Source organism: Streptomyces polygonati, assembly GCF_042650325.1.
Lineage (GTDB): Bacteria > Actinomycetota > Actinomycetes > Streptomycetales > Streptomycetaceae > Actinacidiphila > Actinacidiphila polygonati.
On the sequence record NZ_JBHSBB010000003.1, the window covers coordinates 122,575 to 140,927 of the forward strand.

General features: G+C 72.8%; 16 protein-coding genes. 15 read left to right on the plus strand and 1 reads right to left on the minus strand.

All coding sequences use genetic code 11. The features are described from left to right. Nucleotides 1–32 precede the first annotated feature (32 nt). Entirely contained in the window at nt 33–599 is a 567-nt protein-coding gene (locus ACFO3J_RS02525) for a beta-class carbonic anhydrase (protein WP_386425638.1), read from the minus strand. Nucleotides 600–721: 122 nt separating this feature from the next. Between ACFO3J_RS02525 and mraZ the strand changes: the two genes are divergently transcribed. The 15 genes from mraZ (at nt 722) to ACFO3J_RS02600 (ending at nt 18,309) form a co-directional block, all read left to right on the plus strand. Next, nucleotides 722–1,153, plus strand: a complete 432-nt coding sequence (mraZ, locus tag ACFO3J_RS02530) for a division/cell wall cluster transcriptional repressor MraZ (protein ID WP_386425640.1) — start codon at nt 722–724, stop codon at nt 1,151–1,153. Nucleotides 1,154–1,375: 222 nt separating this feature from the next. After that, a complete protein-coding gene (gene rsmH, locus ACFO3J_RS02535; protein ID WP_386425641.1) occupies nt 1,376–2,344 on the plus strand; it encodes a 16S rRNA (cytosine(1402)-N(4))-methyltransferase RsmH in 969 nt (322 codons plus the stop codon). Continuing rightward, entirely contained in the window at nt 2,341–3,132 is a 792-nt protein-coding gene (locus ACFO3J_RS02540; protein WP_386425644.1) for a hypothetical protein, read from the plus strand. Before rsmH ends, ACFO3J_RS02540 begins: the two co-directional genes overlap by 4 nt. A gap of 196 nt (nt 3,133–3,328) precedes the next feature. Continuing rightward, entirely contained in the window at nt 3,329–5,191 is a 1,863-nt protein-coding gene (locus ACFO3J_RS02545; protein ID WP_386425646.1) for a peptidoglycan D,D-transpeptidase FtsI family protein, read from the plus strand. Nucleotides 5,192–5,193: 2 nt separating this feature from the next. After that, nucleotides 5,194–6,942: a UDP-N-acetylmuramoyl-L-alanyl-D-glutamate--2,6-diaminopimelate ligase gene (locus ACFO3J_RS02550; RefSeq protein ID WP_386425649.1), complete on the plus strand. Its 1,749-nt coding sequence runs from the start codon at nt 5,194–5,196 to the stop codon at nt 6,940–6,942. Next, nucleotides 6,939–8,396 (plus strand): UDP-N-acetylmuramoyl-tripeptide--D-alanyl-D-alanine ligase, encoded by a 1,458-nt coding sequence (locus ACFO3J_RS02555; protein ID WP_386425651.1) that lies wholly within the window; start codon nt 6,939–6,941, stop codon nt 8,394–8,396. The genes ACFO3J_RS02550 and ACFO3J_RS02555 overlap by 4 nt, the downstream gene beginning before the upstream one ends. Next, nucleotides 8,393–9,457: a phospho-N-acetylmuramoyl-pentapeptide-transferase gene (gene mraY, locus ACFO3J_RS02560; RefSeq protein WP_386425654.1), complete on the plus strand. Its 1,065-nt coding sequence runs from the start codon at nt 8,393–8,395 to the stop codon at nt 9,455–9,457. The genes ACFO3J_RS02555 and mraY overlap by 4 nt, the downstream gene beginning before the upstream one ends. Then, nucleotides 9,454–10,935 (plus strand): UDP-N-acetylmuramoyl-L-alanine--D-glutamate ligase, encoded by a 1,482-nt coding sequence (gene murD / locus ACFO3J_RS02565; RefSeq protein ID WP_386425656.1) that lies wholly within the window; start codon nt 9,454–9,456, stop codon nt 10,933–10,935. The genes mraY and murD overlap by 4 nt, the downstream gene beginning before the upstream one ends. Before the next feature lie 124 nt (nt 10,936–11,059). Further along, nucleotides 11,060–12,514: a putative lipid II flippase FtsW gene (ftsW, locus tag ACFO3J_RS02570; RefSeq protein ID WP_386425658.1), complete on the plus strand. Its 1,455-nt coding sequence runs from the start codon at nt 11,060–11,062 to the stop codon at nt 12,512–12,514. Between the two features lie 6 nt (nt 12,515–12,520). Further along, the gene (murG, locus tag ACFO3J_RS02575; protein WP_386425661.1) at nt 12,521–13,615 is read left to right on the plus strand and encodes an undecaprenyldiphospho-muramoylpentapeptide beta-N-acetylglucosaminyltransferase; all 1,095 of its coding nucleotides are present in this window, start codon (nt 12,521–12,523) and stop codon (nt 13,613–13,615) included. A 233-nt stretch (nt 13,616–13,848) separates the two neighbouring features. After that, complete coding sequence (locus ACFO3J_RS02580; protein WP_386425663.1) at nt 13,849–14,652, plus strand: cell division protein FtsQ/DivIB; 804 nt, start codon at nt 13,849–13,851, stop codon at nt 14,650–14,652. Between the two features lie 259 nt (nt 14,653–14,911). Further along, nucleotides 14,912–16,135 (plus strand): cell division protein FtsZ, encoded by a 1,224-nt coding sequence (ftsZ, locus tag ACFO3J_RS02585; RefSeq protein WP_386425666.1) that lies wholly within the window; start codon nt 14,912–14,914, stop codon nt 16,133–16,135. A gap of 10 nt (nt 16,136–16,145) precedes the next feature. Further along, complete coding sequence (gene pgeF / locus ACFO3J_RS02590) at nt 16,146–16,883, plus strand: peptidoglycan editing factor PgeF (RefSeq protein WP_386425668.1); 738 nt, start codon at nt 16,146–16,148, stop codon at nt 16,881–16,883. Then, nucleotides 16,880–17,599, plus strand: coding sequence for a YggS family pyridoxal phosphate-dependent enzyme (locus ACFO3J_RS02595; RefSeq protein WP_386425671.1), 720 nt, complete (start codon nt 16,880–16,882; stop codon nt 17,597–17,599). Before pgeF ends, ACFO3J_RS02595 begins: the two co-directional genes overlap by 4 nt. A gap of 95 nt (nt 17,600–17,694) precedes the next feature. Further along, entirely contained in the window at nt 17,695–18,309 is a 615-nt protein-coding gene (locus ACFO3J_RS02600) for a cell division protein SepF (RefSeq protein WP_386425673.1), read from the plus strand. Nucleotides 18,310–18,353 lie beyond the last annotated feature (44 nt).

The following is an 18,353-nucleotide window of genomic DNA, read 5'->3' on the forward strand; positions in this document are numbered from 1 at the left end:
CTTACGCGGCGGTCCGCGTCACTCGCCAGCCGTTACGAATTCGTGATTTCCCTCAGTAGGCCGGTCTGGACGTCGAAGACGAAGCCGCGCACGTCGTCGGTATGGGCCAGGAAGGGGGAGGTCCGGACCCGGGCCATCGACTGCCGGACATCCTGGTCGACGTCGGTGAAGGCCTCGACGGCCCAGGTCGGCCGCTGGCCGACCTCGCTTTCCAGTTCGGTACGGAAATCCTCCGTGATGCTCTGCAGGCCGCAGCCGGTGTGGTGGATCAGCACCACCGAACGGGTGCCGAGGGCGCGCTGACTGATGGTGAGCGAACGGATGGCGTCGTCGGTGACGACTCCGCCGGCGTTGCGGATGGTGTGGCAGTCGCCCAATTCCAGGCCGAGTGCCTTGTGCAGGTCGATGCGGGCGTCCATGCAGGCGACCACCGCGACCTTCAGCACCGGCTGGGCGTCCATGCCCGGGTCGTGGAAGGCGGCGGCGTAACGCTGGTTGGCTTCGACGAGCCGGTCGGTGACGGAAGCGGTCCGGGCGGGCGCCGGGGGAGTCGCCGAGGACTCCGGGGGGCCGACGAGGCCACTGGCAGATATCGACATGTCTATGACGGTAGCGTCTGCACCCCCGTTGTGGGCGGGGCGCGCCCGCCCGGGGTTTCGTTGACGGTGGGGCATGGTGGAGTAAAGTGGCGCGAAGTGGTGCCGTCTGCGGGAGGAGGGCTGTGTTCCTCGGGACGTACACCCCTCGACTGGACGACAAGAACCGGCTGGTGCTGCCCGCCCGGTTCCGTGACGCGCTCGCCGACGGGCTGGTGATCACCCGTGGGCAGGAGCGCTGCCTCTGCGTGTGGCCGCTCGCCGGCTTCACGGCGGCCACCGAGCAGCTGTCCGCCGCCCCGCTGACCTCCAAGTCGGCCCGCGACTACCTGCGGGTGCTGTTCGCCGGGGCGCACGACGAGGTGCCGGACAAGCAGGGCCGGGTGACGGTGCCGCAGCCGCTGCGGGAGTACGCCGGGCTGGTCCGCGACTGCGCGGTGATCGGCGCCAACACCCGGGTGGAGATCTGGGCGGCCGACGCCTGGGAAGGCTATCTGGCGGCCCAGGAGGATGCCTTTTCGGCCATGTCCCAGGAGGTCCCGCCCGGATTACTGTGAGCGCGGCCCGCACCCCCGTGCGCCCGCGCAGGCTTCCGTACCCCCGCGCGGACGTACGGCTCGGCCTCCTCCCGCTCACCGGCCCCTCTCGCTGGCACCACTTCCCCGGTGCCAGGGGAACGCCTCTCCCGAGCGGGCGGGGACCAGGTCCTACGTCCGTACCGCCCGGCCGCCGGCGCCCGCACCACCCCGAACGACCCGGAAACCCCAGAAAAGGCCCCCATGAGCGACCCGTCCCCGCCCCAGCGGCACACACCCGTGATGCTGCGGCGCTGCCTCGACCTGCTGGCGCCCGCGCTGGCCGAGCCGGGCGCGGTGGTGGTGGACGCCACGCTCGGGCTCGGCGGCCACAGCGAGGCCCTGCTCGCCACCTTCCCCTCGGCGCGGCTGATCGCGATCGACCGCGACCAGGAGGCACTGAAGCTCTCCGCCGAACGCCTGGCGCCCTTCGGCGACCGCGCCACCCTCGTCCACGCGGTCTACGACGAGCTGCCCGAGGTGCTGGCGCGGCTGGGCGTGCCCCGGGTGCAGGGCGTGCTGTTCGACCTCGGCGTGTCCTCCATGCAGCTGGACGAGGCCGACCGAGGCTTCGCCTACGCGCAGGACGCGCCGCTGGACATGCGGATGGACCAGTCGACCGGCATCAGCGCGGCGGAGGTGCTCAACACCTACCCGCCCGGGGCGCTGGTACGGATCCTGCGCGCCTACGGCGAGGAGAAGTTCGCCCGCAAGATCGTGGACGCGGTGGCCCGGGAGCGCGAGCGGGAGCCCTTCACCAACAGCGGGCGGCTGGTGGAGCTGATCCGGCAGGCACTGCCGCAGGCCGCCAAGCGCACCGGCGGCAATCCCGCGAAGCGCACCTTCCAGGCGCTGCGGATCGAGGTCAACGGCGAGCTCGCCGTGCTGGAGCGGGCGATCCCCGCCGCGGTCACCGCGCTCGCGGTCGGCGGCCGGATCGCGGTGCTGTCGTACCAGTCCCTGGAGGACCGGCTGGTCAAGCAGGTCTTCGCGGCGGGCGCGGCCGGCACCGCCCCGCCCGGCCTGCCGGTGGTCCCCGAGCAGTACCAGCCGCGGCTGAGGCTGCTCACCCGGGGCGCCGAACTGCCGGGCGAGGAAGAGATCGCCGAGAACCGCAGGGCGACGCCCGCCAGGCTGCGGGCGGCCGAGCGCATCCGGGAGGAGCACCGATGAGCGGCGCGGGCGGACCGGGCGGGACGGGCGGACCTGGCGGGTCGGGCACCCCAGGTGCCCCGGGCGGCCCCGAGCGGCCCGGCAGGACCGGCCGGCCCGGCCCCGGTGTCCCCGCCCCGGCCGGCGGCGGCCGGCGGCCCGGTGACCCGCGCGGGCCGCACCGGCCCTCGCCCCGGTCCGAGCCGCCGCGTCCGGAGCCGTCGCCCGAGCGCCCGGCCCGGTCGGCCCGGTCGGCCCGAGCCGAGCGGCCGGCGCCCGCCGGCACCCCGCCGGCGGGCCGGGACCGGGCCCGCTGGCCCACCCTGGCCGGCGGGCTGGGGCGGCTGGGACCGGTACGCGGCGCCGGGGTCCGGACGCCGTCCGCGACCGCGGCGCGTACCCCCTTCGTCGTTCTGGTCGTCACACTGCTCGCCGGCGGCCTGGTCTCCCTGCTGCTGCTGAATTCGGCGGTCAACCGGGACTCCTTCCAGCTCGACAAGCTGCAGAAGGAGACCACGGGGTACACGGACGAGCAGCAGCAGCTCCAGCAGGAAGTGGACGGCTACTCCGCCCCGGGCGCCCTGGAACGCAAGGCCCAGCAGCTCGGCATGGTCCCGGGCGGCAACCCGGCCTTCCTCAACCCTGACGGCACGATCCGCGGCGCGACCCCCGCACCGGCCACTCCCGACCCGGCCGGCGCGGTGCCCGCCGCGCCGTCACCCGCCTTCGCCACCACCGCGACGATCACCGCGCCGACCCCGTCGGCCACCCCTCCCGCGACGCCGACCGCCCTGATCCCCAGCCCCTGACAGGTGACCCCGTGAACCGCCAGCTCCCGCAGGCCCGTGCCCGGAGGACCCCACGGTGACCGATCCCCGCCACCCCCGTGACGAAGCCCCCCGCCGCCGCCCCGGTCCGCCCCGGACCGGCGCGCCCCGCCCGGTCGCCGGCGGGCCGGCGCGACGGGCCGGCGGGACCCCGCGGCCGCCGAGGGCACGGCACCCGGTGGGCCCCAAGACCGTCCGGCTGGGGCAGCCCCGACCCCGGCTGCGGATGGTGGGGGTGGCGCTGACGCTGGTGATGGCCACCTTCGTCGTACGCCTGCTCCAGGTCCAGGCCGTGGACGCGTCCGCGTACTCGGCCAAGGCCGCCGTGAACCGCTGGGTGACGGAGGAGGTGGTCGCCGACCGCGGCACCATCACCGACCGGTCCGGGGTCGACCTCGCCACCACCGTGGACGCGTTCGACATCACCGCCGACCCCTATCTCTTCACCTACGCGCAGACCAAGGTCAGGGACGCCCCGCAGCAGGCGGCCCAGCTGCTCGCGCCCATCGTCGGCGGCGACGCCAACACGATCGCCCGGCAGCTGGCCACCCCGAACTCCCGCTACCAGCTCATCGCCCATCTGCAGTCCCCGCAGGTCTGGAACCAGATCAAGGACCTCAAGTCGGCCTTCGCCGACAAGGCCTACGACCACACCGGCGCGGACGTACTGGCGGGCATCTTCAGCCAGCCGCACACCAAGCGGGTCTACCCGGCCGGTGACCTCGCAGCGGGTGTGATCGGCTTCGTCAACGCCGAGGGCCAGGGCGCCGGCGGCCTGGAGTCGATGTACAACAAGCAGCTCTCCGGCAGCAACGGCCAGGTCCGCTACGCCCAGTCCAACGGCCGCCAGGTCCCCACCGCCGGCGGCCAGCAGAAGCCCGCCGTGCCCGGCTCCGACATCGAGCTGACCCTGGACCGGGACATCCAGTGGGCCGCGCAGAGCGCCATCACCGACCAGGTGAAGAAGTCCGCCGCAGACCGGGGCTACGTGATAGTGCAGGACTCCCGCACCGGCCAGGTGCTGGCGATGGCCGACGCCCCCGGCTTCGACCCCGGCGACCTCGCGCACGCCGACACCGCCGCGCTCGGCAACGCGGCCGTGCAGGACGCCTACGAGCCCGGCAGCGTCAGCAAGCTGATGTCGATGGCCGCCATACTCGACACCGGCACCGCCACCCCCACCACCCGGGTCACCGTCCCCGGCACCCTGCCGCGCGCCGACCGGATCTTCCACGACGACGTGGACCACGGCACCTGGTATCTGACCCTCAACGGCGTGCTGGCCAAATCCAGCAACATCGGCACCATCCTGGCCAGCGGGCAGCTCGGCAAGACCCAGCCGCAGGCCAACCAGGTGCTGTACTCGTACCTCAAGAAGTTCGGCATCGGCGAGCCCACCGGCGTCGGCTTCCCCGGCGAGACCCCGGGCATCCTGGCCGAGCCGCAGGACTGGAACGCCTCGCAGCAGTACACCATCCCGTTCGGCCAGGGCCTGTCCCTCAACGCCCTCCAGGCGACCTCGGTCTACTCCACCATCGCCAATGGCGGTGTACGGGTCGAGCCGTCCCTGGTCCGCGGCACCACCGGACCCGATGGCCGCTTCGTGCCCGCGGCGCCGCCGAAGAAGACCCGGGTGGTCAGCGCGCAGACCGCCAAGACGCTGTCCGAGATGCTGGAATCCGTGGTCGGCAGCGAGGAGGGCACCGGCATCAACGCCCGCATCGACGGCTACCGGGTGGCCGGCAAGACCGGTACGGCCAACCGGGTGGACCCGAAGACCGGCCGTTACAAGGGCTACACCTCGTCCTTCCTCGGCTTCGCGCCCGCCGACGATCCGCGGGTCACCGTCTCCTGCGTCATCCAGAATCCGACCAGGGGCAGCTACTTCGGCGGCTCGATCTGCGGCCCGGTCTTCCAGCAGGTGATGACCTTCGCCCTCAAGAGCCTGGGCGTGCCCCCCTCCGGCCGTCCCGCCCCGAAACTGCCGATCGACTTCAACCCCTCGCAGCCGCCGTCCGCCAGCACCTCCCCGGGGCGCTGATCATGCCCGGCCAGCTCCCCGACCGGCCCCGGACGGCCGCCCTCCGGCCCGGCGACCCGCGCGGGCCGCGCTCGGGGCCTTTTGGCCCGGACCCCGGCCAGCCCGGTAATCTCACCGCCGTGCCCACAGCTGATCAGCCAACCCTCATCCAGCCGCCGGGCGCGCCGCGCCCGACGCGCGTCCGGCCCAAACCGCTCGCGGATCTCGCGGAGCGGCTCGGTACGCACCTGCCCGAAAGCTCCGCCCCGAAGGTCTCCGGCCGGAACAGCTCCGACCGGAGCGGCTCCACCGCGTCCGGGACGTCCGCCGGCCCCGTGAGCGTCACCGGCATCACGCACGACTCGCGGGCGGTCCGTCCCGGCGACCTGTACGCCGCCCTGCCCGGCGCCCGCTTCCACGGCGCGGACTTCGCCGCCCAGGCCGCCGAGGCCGGCGCCGCCGCCGTACTGACCGATCCGGCCGGCGCCGAGCGCGCCGCCGCCACCGGCCTCCCGGTGCTGACCGTCGCCGACCCCCGCGCCGTGATGGGCGAGCTGGCCGCCGCGGTCTACGACGATCCCGGCGAGGGCATGCTGCGGATCGGCATCACCGGCACCTCCGGCAAGACCACCACCTCGTATCTGGTGGACGGCGGGCTGCGGGCCACCCGGCCCGGCTCCACCGGCCTGATCGGCACCGTGGAGACCCGGATCGGCGACCAGCAGGTCAAGAGCGAGCGCACCACCCCCGAGGCCACCGACCTCCAGGCGCTGTTCGCGGTGATGCGCGAGCGCGGGGTCGAGTCGGTGGTCATGGAGGTCTCCAGCCACGCGCTGGTGCTCGGCCGGGTCGACGGCGCGGTCTTCGACGTGGCCGTCTTCAACAACCTCAGCCCGGAGCACATGGAGTTCCACTCCGGCATGGAGGACTACTTCCAGGCCAAGGCGCAGCTGTTCACCCCGCGCCGCAGCCGCCTCGGCGTGGTCAACGTGGACGACGCGTACGGCCGCCGGCTGGTCGAGCAGGCCACCGTGCCGCTGGTCACCTTCTCCGCCGAGGGGCGGCTGGACGCCGACTGGCGGGCCGAGGACATCACCGCCGGGCTCCAGGACAGCCACTTCACCGTGGTCGGCCCCAAGGGCGAGCGGGTGCGCGCGGTCGCGCCGCTGGCCGGCCCCTTCAACGTCGCCAACACGCTGGCCGCGATCGCCGCGCTGGCCGCCGCCGGACTCGATCCGCAGGCCGCCGCCGACGGCATCGCCACCGTGCCCGGGGTGCCGGGCCGCCTGGAGCGGGTGGACGCCGGCCAGCCGTATCTGGCGCTGGTGGACTACGCGCACAAGACCGACGCCGTGGAGTCCGTGCTGCGGGCGCTGCGGGCCACCACCCAGGGCCGGATCCACGCGGTGCTGGGCTGCGGCGGCGAGCGCGACCGCAGCAAGCGCGGACCGATGGGCGCGGCGGTGGCCAGGCTCGCCGACACCGCCGTGCTGACCTCTGACAACCCGCGTTCCGAGGACCCGCTGACGATCCTCGCCGCGATGCTGAACGGAGCCGCCGAAGTCCCCGCCGAGCAGCGCGGACACGTCATCGTCGAGCCCGACAGGGCCGCCGCCGTCGCCACCGCCGTCGCCCAGGCGCGGCCGGGCGACATCGTGGTGGTCGCGGGCAAGGGCCATGAGCAGGGCCAGGACATCGCCGGAGAGGTGCGCCCCTTCGACGACCGAGAGGTGCTGCGCGCCGCGATCGAGAAGGACCGACAAGAACTGTGATCCCCCTCACCCTCGCCGAGGTCGCACGTGCGGTCGGCGGGAGCACGCATGACATACCGGACAGCGACGTAGAGGTCACCGGACCCGTGGTGAAGGACTCCCGCGAGGTGGTGCCCGGCGCGCTGTTCGTGGCGTTCGCCGGGGAGCGGGTGGACGGTCACGAGTACGCCGCCGGAGCCGTCGCCGACGGCGCTGTCGCGGTACTGGCCGCCCGCCCCGTCGGAGTGCCCGCGATCGTCGTCGACGACGTGCAGACCGCGCTGGGCGCCCTCGCCCAGTACGTGCTGGGCAGGCTGGGCACGACCGTGGTGGCGCTCACCGGCTCCGCGGGCAAGACCAGCACCAAGGACCTCATCGCGCAGCTGCTGGAGAAGGTCGCGCCCACGGTGTGGACGCCCGGCTCGCTGAACAACGAGATCGGGCTGCCGCTGACCGCGCTGCGGGCCGACCGGGACACCCGGCACCTGGTGCTGGAGATGGGCGCCCGCGGCATCGGCCACATCCGCTACCTCACCGGGCTCACCCCGCCCCGGATCGGCCTGGTGCTCAACGTCGGCTCCGCCCACATCGGCGAATTCGGCGGCCGGGAGCAGATCGCACAGGCCAAGGGCGAACTCGTCGAAGCGCTGCCCGCGGCGGCCGACGGCGGGATCGCGGTGCTCAACGCCGACGACCCGCTGGTCAGCGCGATGCGGCTGCGGACGAAGGCGCGGGTGGTGTTCTTCGGCGAGAGCGCGGAAGCCGACGTCCGCGCCGAGAATGTCCGGTTGAACGACCGGGGACAGGCGAGCTTCAGCCTGCGAACACCCACCGGGTGCGCCGACGTGACCTTGCGCCTGTACGGTGAGCATCACGTGTCGAACGCGCTCGCCGCGGCCGCCGTCGCCTGTGAACTCGGCATGCCTGTCGGGGAGATCGCCTCCGCGCTCTCCGTGGCCGGCTCGCTCTCGCACTGGCGCATGGAGGTCACCGAGCGGCCCGACGGCGTGACGGTCGTCAACGACGCCTACAACGCGAACCCCGAATCCATGAGGGCAGCCCTGCGCGCACTGGCCGCGATGGGAAGGCCCGCCCAGGCTCGGGGGGGCCGTACGTGGGCGGTGCTGGGCATGATGGCCGAACTCGGCGAGCAGTCGCTCACCGAGCACGACGCGGTGGGGCGGCTGGCCGTCCGGCTCAACGTCAGCAAGCTCGTGGCCGTGGGTGGTGTCGAAGCCGCCTGGCTGCAAATGGGCGCCTATAACGAGGGTTCGTGGGGTGAGGAGTCGGTGCACGTGTCCGACGCGGAGGCGGCGATCGACCTGTTGCGCAGTGAAGTGCGCGCCGGCGATGTCGTGCTGGTGAAGGCATCGAGGTCGGTCGGCCTCGAAGCCGTCGCCCTGGCGCTGATCGAGGCGGTTCCCGGTGGCCGGGACGGCTTCGGCGGTACGGCCCACGAGGGTGCCGCCCGATGAAGCAGATCCTCGTCTCCGGCGTCCTGGGACTCTTCCTGTCGCTGATCGGCACTCCGCTGCTGATCCGGCTGCTGGCCCGCAAGGGCTACGGCCAGATGATCCGGGACGACGGCCCGAAGGCTCACCACAGCAAGCGCGGCACCCCCACCATGGGTGGTATCGCCTTCATCCTGGCCACCTTGATCGCGTACGGCGCCACCAAGATCATCACCGGCAACAAGCCCTCCGTCTCGGGTCTGCTGGTGCTGTTCCTGACCGCCGGGCTCGGCCTGGTGGGCTTCCTCGACGACTACATCAAGATCGTCAAGCAGCGCAGCCTCGGCCTGCGGGCCAAGGCCAAGATGGCCGGGCAGCTCATCGTCGGCATCACCTTCGCGATCCTGGCGCTGAACTTCCACGACTCGCGCGGCCAGAGCCCGGCCTCCACCAAGCTCTCCTTCACCTACGACTTCGGCTGGTCCATCGGCCCGGTGATCTTCGTGATCTGGGCGCTGTTCATGATCCTGGCCATGTCCAACGGCGTGAACCTCACCGACGGCCTGGACGGCCTGGCCACCGGCGCCTGTGTGATGGCGTTCGCCGCCTACACGGTCATCGGCGTCTGGCAGTACGGCCAGTGGTGCGGCGCCCCGGTCAGTGCCAACGGCGCGTGCTACGAGGTGCGCGACCCGCTCGACCTGGCGGTGGTGGCCGCCGCGCTGATGGGCGCCTGCTTCGGCTTCCTGTGGTGGAACACCTCGCCGGCCAAGATCTTCATGGGCGACACCGGCTCGCTGGCCCTGGGCGGCGCGCTGGCCGGCCTGGCCATCTGCTCGCGCACCGAGCTGCTGCTGGCCGTCATCGGCGGTCTGTTCGTCCTCATCACGATGTCCGTGATCATCCAGGTCGGCTCCTTCCGGCTCACCGGCAAGCGGGTCTTCCGGATGGCACCGCTCCAGCACCACTTCGAACTCAGGGGCTGGAGCGAGGTTCTGGTCGTGGTCCGGTTCTGGATCATCCAGGGCATGTGCCTGGCCGTCGGCCTCGGCATCTTCTACGCCGCCTGGGTGGCCGCCTCGTGACGGCCCCCGACCGGCCGGCGGGAGCCGCCGAACTCAAGGGCACGGCGGTCACCGTGGCCGGCCTGGGGGTCTCCGGGGTGCCCGCCGCGAAGGCGCTGCACCGGCTGGGCGCCCATGTCACGGTGGTCAACACCACCGCCGGCGACAAGCAGCGGGCCGAGGCGGCCGGACTGGAGGCACTCGGCATCGCCGTACGCCTCGGTGACGACGCCGGGTCGCCCGCGCGGCTCCCGGACGGTACGGAGCTGGTCGTCACCAGCCCCGGCTGGCGCCCCGACACCCCGATGTTCGCCGAGGCCGCCGGGCGCGGCATCGAGATCTGGGGCGATGTGGAGCTGGCCTGGCGGCTGCGCGGCCCGGGCGCCGCGCCCTGGCTGGCGGTCACCGGCACCAACGGCAAGACCACCACCACCCGGATGCTCGCCGCGATCCTCGGCGCGGCGGGCCTGCGGACCGCGGCCGTCGGCAACATCGGGGTCTCGCTGCTGGACGCGGTGCTCGGCGAGCAGGACCCCACCGGGGAGTCCGGCGGCTACGACGTCCTCGCCGTCGAACTGTCCAGCTACCAGCTGCACTGGGCGCCCAGCATCCGCCCGCACTCCGCCGCCGTGCTCAACCTCGCGCCCGACCATCTGGACTGGCACGGCTCGATGGCCGCCTACACCGCCGACAAGGGCCGTATCTACCAGGGCAACCAGGTCGCCTGCGTCTACAACACCGCGGACCCGGCGACCGAACGGCTGGTCCGCGAGGCCGATGTGGCGGAGGGCTGCCGGGCGATCGGCTTCACCCTCGGCGCCCCCCGGGTCTCCGAACTCGGCCTGGTGGACGGGCTGCTGGTGGACCGGGCGTTCGTGCCGGACCGGCAGGGCACCGCCCAGGAGCTGGCCGGGACCGCCGACGTACAGCCGCCCGCCCCGCACAACATCGCCAACGCGCTGGCCGCGGCGGCGCTGGCCCGCGCCTGGGGCGTGCCGCCGAGCGCGGTCCGCGAGGGCCTGCGCGCCTTCCGTCCCGACGCCCACCGCATCGCCGAGGTGGCGGTGCTGGACGGCGTGACCTGGGTGGACGACTCCAAGGCCACCAACACCCACGCCGCCGAGGCGTCGCTGGCCGCCTACGACTCCGTGGTGTGGCTGGCCGGCGGCCTCGCCAAGGGCGCCGAATTCGACGAACTCGCCGCCCGCGCCGCCGACCGGCTGCGCGGCGCCGTGCTGTTCGGCGCGGACCGGGCGCTGATCCGCGAAGCCCTGGCGCGACACGCCCCCCAGGTCCCGGTGGTCGAGCTGGAACGGACCGACACTGGGGCGATGTCCGCGGCCGTGGCCGCGGCCCGGGAACTGGCCAGGACCGGCGACACGGTCCTGCTCGCCCCGGCCTGCGCCTCGATGGACATGTTCGCGAACTACAACCAGCGCGGGGATCTTTTCGCGGCGGCGGTCCGGGCCCTGGCGGGCCCGGCGGACCAGACCCGCTAGCCGGCACTCCGCACGGGCGCCGGCACAGCGCACCGATGGAGGGGATCATGACGGCAGACCGTCCCATCGCCCGCACGGGCTCCGCGGAGGCCGGGCCGGCCCCCCGCCGCCCCGGGGGGACGTCATGAGCGCCGACCGCCCGGTCCCGCGCGGCGGCGACCGCCGCCCGGCCGGCCCGCGGACGGCCGGCGCCGGGATCCGCGGCGGCCGGCCGCTGCCCCGGGCCACCGAGGACAGCTCCCGCCGCACCGCCGCGCCCCGGCCGGGCGGCGGGCGGCCGGCACCCCGGATCCCGCGCCCCGCCCCGCGCCCGCGCGGCGCCGCGCCGAGCGCCCTGCGCGGCGCGGTACGGCTGCCCGGACGGGTGCGCGAAGCCTGGGACCGCCCGCTGACGGCGTACTACGTCATCCTGGGGGCCGGGCTGCTGATCACCGTGCTGGGCCTGGTGATGGTCTACTCCGCCTCGCAGATCAAGGCACTGCAGAACGGTCTGCCGTCGACCTTCTACTTCCGCAAGCAGCTGCTCGCCGTCGCCATCGGGTCGGTGCTGCTGTGGTTCGCCGCCCGGCTGTCGGTCCGGCTGCACCGGGCGCTGTCCTACCCGCTGCTGCTCGGCTCGGTGTTCCTGATGTGCCTGGTGCAGGTGCCCCATGTGGGGGTGTCGGTCAACGGCAACACCAACTGGCTGTCCATCGGCGGCCCCTTCCAGCTCCAGCCCAGCGAGTTCGGCAAGCTCGCGCTGGTGATGTGGGGCGCGGACCTGCTGGCCCGCAAGAACGACAAGAACCTCCTGGTCCAGTGGAAGCACCTGCTCGTCCCGCTGGTCCCGGTCACCGTGCTGCTGCTCGGCCTGATCATGCTCGGCGGCGACATGGGCACCACCGTGATCCTGACCGCCATCCTCTTCGGCATGCTGTGGCTGGCCGGCGCCCCCACCCGGCTGTTCACCGGCGTACTGGCCGGCGCCACCGCGCTGGGCGTGCTGGCCATCGCGACCAGCCCCAACCGGATGGGCCGGCTGCACTGCATCGGCGCCAGCGATCCGGGCACCGGCTGCTGGCAGGCCGTGCACGGCATCTACGCGCTGGCGTCCGGCGGCTGGTTCGGCTCCGGTCTCGGCGCCAGTGTGGAGAAATGGGGCGAACTCCCCGAGCCGCACACCGACTTCATCTTCGCCGTCACCGGGGAGGAACTCGGCCTGGCGGGCACACTGTCGGTGCTGGCCCTCTTCGCGGCACTAGGCTACGCGGGTATCCGCGTGGCCAGTCGTACGGAGGACCCCTTCGTCAGGTTCGCAGCGGGTGGTGTGACCACCTGGATCATGGTTCAGGCCGTGATCAACATCGGTGCGGTGCTCGGCCTGCTGCCGATCGCCGGCGTCCCGCTCCCGCTGTTCTCCTACGGAGGTTCGGCCCTGCTGCCGACCATGTTCGCGATCGGGCTGCTGATCTCCTTCGCCAGGAACGAGCCCGCGGCGCGAGCGGCCCTGGCCGTGCGGGGGCACAACAACCCCCTGACCGGGGCCGTGAGACGGACGATGCGACGGTACGCCAGACGGCGGCCGTCCGGAGAGCGGTGAATTTCGGTGCATGTCGTACTCGCCGGCGGGGGGACCGCCGGCCACATCGAGCCGGCGCTCGCGCTCGCCGATGCCCTGCGCAGGCAGGATCCGACCGTGGGAATCACCGCACTCGGCACCGAGAAGGGCCTGGAGACCAGGCTGGTGCCCGAACGCGGCTATGAACTGGCCCTGATCCCCGCCGTACCGCTGCCCCGCCGGCCCACCCCCGAACTGATCACCGTGCCCGGCCGGCTGCGCGGCACCATCAAGGCGGCCGAGCAGATCCTGGAACGAACCAAGGCCGACTGCGTGGTCGGCTTCGGCGGCTATGTCGCGCTGCCCGGCTATCTGGCCGCCAAGCGGCTCGGTGTCCCGATCGTGGTGCACGAAGCCAACGCCCGTCCGGGCCTGGCCAACAAGATCGGCTCGCGCTACGCCCACGCGGTCGCCGTCTCCACCCCGGACAGCAAGCTGCGCGACGCCCGCTACATCGGCATCCCGCTGCGCCGCTCCATCGCCACCCTCGACCGGGGCGCGGCCCGCCCGGAGGCCCGGCACGCCTTCGGCCTCGACCAGAACCTGCCGACCCTGCTGGTCTCCGGCGGCTCCCAGGGCGCCCGGCGGCTCAACGAGGTGGTGACCGCGGTCGCCCCCCGCCTCCAGCAGTCCGGCGTGCAGATCCTGCACGCGGTCGGCCCCAAGAACGAACTTCCCCGGTCCGACAACATGCCCGGCATGCCGCCGTACCGCCCGGTGCCGTACCTCGACCGGATGGACCTGGCCTACGCCGCCGCCGACATGATGCTGTGCCGGGCCGGTGCCATGACGGTGGCCGAGCTGTCCGCGGTCGGCCTGCCCGCCGCGTACGTGCCGCTGCCGATCGGCAACGGTGAGCAGCGGCTCAACGCGCAGCCGGTGGTCAAGGCGGGCGGCGGCCTGCTGGTGGACGACGCGGAGCTGACCCCGGACTGGGTGCTCGGCAATGTGCTGCCCGTGCTCACCGACCCGCACCGGCTCTACGACATGTCCCGCGCCGCCGCCGAGTTCGGCCGTCGTGACGCGGACGACCTGCTGGTCGGCATGGTGTACGAGGCGGTGGCCGCGGGCCGGGCACGATAGGGGACGGGACCCGGGGCGTGCCCCGGAGCCCCTGACCGCAAGGGCCCCGCGGCCCGCCCGCAGGGCCGCGGGGCACGGGACGAACGGAGGGCCGGGATGACCCGAGCCGAGGCATGCGCCGAGCGACCGACCCGGCGCCGGCCGACGAGCGCCGGCGCGCACCGCGCGCGGGGCCGGAGCACCGGTCGCCGTCCGGTACGCCGCCCCGGGCCGGCGGCCGCCGGGGGCGCGGTATGAGCGGCGGCGCGGACACGACCGCGCGCCGGGACGCCGACCGGGCCGGACCGGCGCAGGACGGCCCGGTCGGCGTCCCGGCGCGCGGCCCGCGCAGGCCGCCGCGGCGGCTGACCGCGCTGCTGGCGCTGCTCGCGCTCACCGTGCTGGTCGGCGGCGGCACCTGGGCGGTCTACGGCTCCCCCTGGTTCCGGGCCACCACCGTGTCCGTGCACGGCGGCCGGGAACTGACGGCGGATCAGATCCGGCGGGCCGCCGCCGTACCGCTCGGCGGCCCGCTGGTCTCGGTCGACACCGGCGCGGTGGAGAAGCGGCTGCTCGCCGCCCTGCCGAGGATCGGCCAGGTCGAGGTGACGCGCTCCTGGCCGCACACCGTGGCGGTCCAGGTGACCGAGCGCGTCGCCTCGGCGGCGCTGGAAAGCGGCGGGAAGTTCGTCGAAGTCGACCGTGCCGGGGTGCGATTCGCCACCGTCGACCGGGCGCCCGCCGGAGTGCCGCTGGTGCAATTGACACCGGCCAGGACCGCGAGTCTGCGGTATTTCGGAACAACGCGGCTGCTGCGCTCGGCGATTGCGGTGGCGGCCGATCTCCCCGATTCGCTGCGGGGCCGGGCCACCGCCATCCGGGTACGTTCCTATGACGGCATCACCGTCGAACTCACACACGGGCGCTCGGTGGTGTGGGGGAGCGCGCAGGACGGCGCGCGGAAGGCCGTCGTACTCTCCGCCCTGCTGACGGCCGAGCCGGGTGCGACCCACTTCGACGTCAGTGCCCCCACCGCCCCTGCCGTGTCAGGGAGTTGACGCGCGGTTCGGCGGGGGCGCAAGGTGTGCGACCCTGGCACTTCGAAGGACGGCGTGATCACATAGGGTGAAAAGAAAAACGGTAGGTTCGGCGTGTTCGTTGAACCGCTACCGCTTGTCGACTTAGTGTCCTGTCCCAAGAGAACACGTGGGACAGGCATACTGGTAACCCTAAACCTCAGGGTTAGGGTTCAGAACGGCAACCGGCGAGCCACCGACCGTCCCACACGATTCGTAATCGAGGCGAGAGGGCTTCGACGTGGCAGCACCCCAGAACTACCTCGCAGTCATCAAGGTCGTCGGCATCGGCGGCGGTGGTGTCAACGCCATCAACCGGATGATCGAGGTCGGTCTCAAGGGCGTCGAGTTCATCGCGATCAACACCGATGCACAGGCCCTCCTGATGAGCGACGCCGACGTCAAGCTCGACGTCGGCCGTGAACTGACCCGTGGCCTCGGCGCGGGCGCCAACCCCGATGTCGGCCGCAAGGCCGCCGAAGACCACCGTGAAGAGATCGAAGAGGTGCTCAAGGGCGCCGACATGGTCTTCGTCACCGCGGGCGAGGGCGGCGGCACCGGCACCGGTGGCGCCCCCGTGGTCGCCAACATCGCCCGCTCACTGGGTGCGCTGACCATCGGTGTGGTCACCCGCCCCTTCACCTTCGAGGGCCGCCGTCGCGCCAACCAGGCCGAGGACGGTATCGCCGGACTGAGGGAGAACGTCGACACGCTGATCGTGATCCCGAACGACCGGCTGCTGTCCATCTCGGACCGCCAGGTCAGCGTGCTCGACGCGTTCCGCTCCGCCGACCAGGTCCTGCTCTCCGGTGTGCAGGGCATCACCGATCTGATCACCACCCCCGGCCTGATCAACCTGGACTTCGCCGATGTGAAGTCGGTGATGTCGGAGGCCGGTTCGGCGCTGATGGGCATCGGCTCGGCCCGGGGCGACGACCGGGCGGTGGCCGCGGCGGAGATGGCGATCTCCTCGCCCCTGCTGGAGGCGTCGATCGACGGCGCCCGCGGTGTGCTGCTGTCCATCTCCGGCGGCTCCGACCTCGGCCTGTTCGAGATCAACGAAGCCGCCCAGCTGGTCAGCGAGGCCGCGCACCCCGAGGCCAACATCATCTTCGGCGCGGTCATCGACGACGCGCTCGGCGACGAGGTGCGGGTCACCGTGATCGCGGCCGGCTTCGACGGCGGCCAGCCACCCCCCAAGGGCTCCCGTGACCGGGTGCTCAACCCCTACCCGCGCGACGAGGCCGTCCAGGCCCCCGCCCCGCGGATCGAACCGCCCCGCTCCGCCCCCTCCTTCAGCGGCATCGGCAGCCTGCCGACCTCGCCGTCGGAGTCGGAGCCGGACAGCGAGCCGGCGGCCGAGTCGCCGTCCGCACCGGTGCACCACCAGCCCGTGGTGCCCCCGGCCCGCCCCTACCAGGACACCGCCGCCGAGGAACTCGACGTCCCGGACTTCCTGAAGTGACCGCCCGGCAGTGATAGGGCATCGCACAGCAGCGGACGGCGCGCACTTCGCCTTCACCGACCGGTGGGGCGGGGTGAGCGCCGTTCCTCATGACAGCCTCAATCTCGGCGGAGCGGTCGGCGACGACCCGGCCGCCGTCCTGGCCAACCGGGCGCTGGCCGCCGGCGCGCTCGGCCGCGACCCCGACCGGGTGGTCTGGATGAACCAGGTGCACGGCCGCGACGTCGCCGTGGTCGACGCCCCCTGGGGCGACGGCCCGGTGCCGGCCGTCGACGCGCTGGTCACCACCCGGCCCGACCTCACCCTCGCGGTGCTGACCGCCGACTGCGTACCGGTGCTGCTCGCCGATCCGCGAGCCGGGGTCGTCGCCGCGGCGCACTCCGGGCGACCGGGACTGCTCGCCGGAGTGGCGCCGGCCGCCGTCGAGGCGATGACCCGTCAGGGTGCCGACCCCGGTCGTATCATCGCCGTCCTCGGACCCTCCGTATGCGGTAAGTGCTATGAAGTACCCGCTCAACTGCGGGACGAGGTGGCCGCGGTCGTGCCCGAGGCGTACGCCGAGACGAGTTGGGGTACGCCGGCGCTCGACGTGAGCGCCGGCGTGCGCTCCCAACTCGCGCGCTGCGGCGTACAGGTGATCGGGACACCGGACGTGTGCACGCTGGAGTCCGCCGACCACTTCTCCTACCGCCGCGAGCGCACCACCGGTCGGCTCGCCGGCTATGTCTGGCTGGACGGAACCGAGTGAACGACAGAGCCGACCAACTCGCCGCGCAGCTTGCCCGGGTGGAGGAGCGCATCGCCGCCGCCTGCGCCGGGGCGGGGCGCGACCGCGCCGACGTCACCCTGATCGTGGTCACCAAGACCTACCCGGCCGATGACGTCCGGCTGCTCGCCGGGCTCGGCGTCCGGCAGGTCGCGGAGAACCGCGACCAGGAGGCCGCCGCCAAGGCCGAGGAGTGCGCCGAACTCCCGCTCAGCTGGCACTTCGTGGGCCAGTTGCAGACCAACAAGGTCCGCAGCGTGGTCCGTTACGCTGATCATGTGCATTCCGTCGACCGACTCCGGCTGGTCGGGGCGCTGTCCGGCGCGGCCACCGCGGCCGGCCGGGAGCTCGGCTGCCTGGTCCAGGTCGCCCTCGACGCCGGCTCGGGTGAGCGGGGCGAGCGCGGCGGAGTGGCGCCCGACGCGGTCGGCGCGATCGCCGACGCGATCGCCTCGGCCGAGGGCCTGCGGCTGGACGGAGTGATGACCGTCGCACCGCTGGCCGGCCAGTACGCCGGCCAACCACGCGCCGCGTTCGACCGGTTGGTGGAAATCTCGTCCGGCCTGCGCGAGACTCATCCGGCTGCGAACATGGTCTCGGCAGGGATGAGCCAGGACCTCGAACACGCCGTGGCGGCCGGAGCGACACATGTACGCGTCGGTACGGCGGTGCTCGGAGTCCGTCCGCGGCTCCGGTAACGTCACCAAACAAGTCGGACCACAGCATAAATATGGTGTGGCGGCCGTCCCACCAACGGCCGAGGACCGCAACCCCGCTGAGAGGACGCAGAGCAATGGCCGGCGCGATGCGCAAAATGGCGGTCTACCTCGGCCTCGTGGAGGACGACGGATACGACGGGCCGGGGTTCGACCCGGACGACGAGTTCGAACCCGAGATGGCCACCCCGCCCGGCGGCCGGACCGCCCCGGAACCCGAGCGCGTCCCCCGGCGTCAGCACGTCCCCACGCCGATCCAGCACCAGCCGCCACAGGACGAGCCACCCCGGCTCGTGCACCCCCCGGCACCCCGCGAACCGCGGATCGCCCCAGTGGCATCCATCACACCTGATCGTCACAGCCTGGAGAAGAACGCACCGGTGATCATGCCCAAGGTCGTGTCAGAGCGCGAGCCCTACCGGATCACGACACTGCACCCCCGGACCTACAACGAAGCCCGTACTATCGGGGAACACTTCCGTGAGGGTACGCCGGTGATCATGAACTTGACCGAGATGGACGACACCGACGCGAAGCGGCTCGTCGACTTCGCGGCCGGTCTGGTCTTCGGTCTGCACGGAAGCATCGAGCGGGTGACGCAGAAGGTCTTTCTGCTCTCGCCTGCTAACGTCGACGTCACGGCGGAAGACAAAGCCCGGATCGCCGAGGGTGGGTTCTTCAACCAGAGCTGAGCCGACCGCAACCGCAGGACCCGGCCGACCGGCCGACAGAGCAG